This is a genomic window from Leisingera sp. F5, from assembly GCF_001593695.1.
Genome location: NZ_LUKH01000815.1, coordinates 1 through 1,644 on the forward strand (window position 1 = coordinate 1; position 1,644 = coordinate 1,644).

The 1,644-nt window shown below is 56.1% G+C and carries 3 protein-coding genes; all 3 read right to left on the bottom strand.

All coding sequences use genetic code 11. The features are described 5' to 3' along the window. Positions 1-2: 2 nt before the first annotated feature. On the bottom strand, positions 3-617 hold the full coding sequence (locus A2I95_RS36320; RefSeq protein WP_291737361.1) for a nicotinate-nucleotide adenylyltransferase: 615 nt from the start codon (positions 615-617) through the stop codon (positions 3-5). 358 nt (positions 618-975) lie between these two features. Then, complete coding sequence (locus A2I95_RS36325; protein WP_291737362.1) at positions 976-1,224, bottom strand: hypothetical protein; 249 nt, start codon at positions 1,222-1,224, stop codon at positions 976-978. A 102-nt stretch (positions 1,225-1,326) separates the two neighbouring features. Continuing rightward, a partial coding sequence (locus A2I95_RS36330; RefSeq protein WP_291737363.1) for a hypothetical protein occupies positions 1,327-1,644 on the bottom strand: 318 nt, incomplete at its 5' end.

The window sequence follows — 1,644 nt, forward strand, 5'->3', positions numbered from 1 at the left end:
CCTCAGCCGTGCTCCGCCGCTGACCATTCACCGCGGGCCCGGATTTCGGTTGAACTGACATCCACCATTGGCACGTTGACAAAACACCAGGCGGGGGCTTCGGCCCGCGCCAGCAGATGGCTTTGACGGCCTTTCAGCATCGCATGGCGGGCAAAGCGCGCAGAGGGTGAAAACCGCGCCGAGATCCGGTCATTCGGCCGGGCCAGCACGCCGACGGGCACGGTGTCCAGAATCTGCCGCCAATCTTTCCAGCGGTGGAAATGGGTCAGATTGTCGGCCCCCATCAGCCAGACAAAACGCACGCCCGGATGGCGGCGGCGCAGATGGCGCAGGGTCTGGGCGGTGTAGCGGGTGCCAAGCTCCGCCTCAATGCCGCTGATATGGATGCGCGGATGCTGTATCAGGCCTTGCGACGCTGCAATCCGCCGCTGCAGGGCGGCCGGCTGGCGTGCTTTCAGCGGGTTGCCCGGAGATACCAGCCAGAACAGGTGATCAAGCCCGAACCGCCTCAGCGCTGCATGGGAAATCGCTGCATGGCCGCGGTGCGGCGGATCAAAGGATCCTCCCAGCAGCCCGACGCTTTGGCCCGGGCGGATATGCGGCAGCTTGCAAATCATAACCGCCTTGATGCGCATAATTTTCCGGGGAGATCAATCAGGTGGGCGCGGTGGCCAATAGAGGCTGCAAAGGGCAGATGGTAGTGCTTTCCGGGTCAGGAAGGGCGGGCCGGCAGGGGGAGTGGGTGCAGCGGGGTTGTCGGTGAAAAGGGGGAGGCGTTGCGAAACTTTATTTTTTAACAGGTGGTTGGTTTGATCTAGGCGGTTTTGCAGAGCCAAATGCGCGGCACAGGCAGGCATCACGTCAGACCCGCCCTCGTCGCACCATAAGTGCGCCGATCAAGGGTGGCACGTCTTCGGTGTGACGCGGATGCGAACACCCACCCTCAGGATCGGGCGCTGGGTGGACTTTTCACCTTTAACGGTATGCCAAACGTTTTAAGGCACCCTCATACATTTCGATCAGTACTTTCATATCGTCTACGTCTTTGAAGAATGATTGTGAATCCACGCCATTTTCAGGGGTTAACCCTAGTACCTTTCGAACATGACCAATTCTGCCTTTTCCGACCTGATTTTTCCATCCAGGGAAGCCCAATGCGCAAGCGTGGCGAATTTCCTTGGTTTTCTTCTCTTTCCTGAAGAGTGTGCCTTTTTTCTTAGTCACCCATTCCCAGTGCATCACATCGATTTGGCCATTGTGTGGGTTTTCCAGCTAGGCGTCAAACCGCTTTAGAATCAGATCAAGCTCTCGATAAGTTGCGAAGTATTACTGGTGGTCGATTTTTCGGGTGTTCTTCTTTAACCAATGTGCAAGAAATGCCACTTCAGGATCAGCATATTTTTTCTTTAGGTCTTTGTACCTCATGAACTTAGATAAGTCCTTGTTAGCAATGCTAACGGTCATGTCTTCAAGTGCCTTTTCAGGCAACTTGAAAATCAAACCGTTCTGGTACAGATGGGGCATTGTTGCAGAACTCCCTCTTGTGGCCTGACTACCCCTTTCCCCTCCGAACTTAGGCGACGCGGATGATCTCGGCGGCGCCGAGTGCGTTGAAGCGGTTGATGAGTGCGATGCGGATGTGGA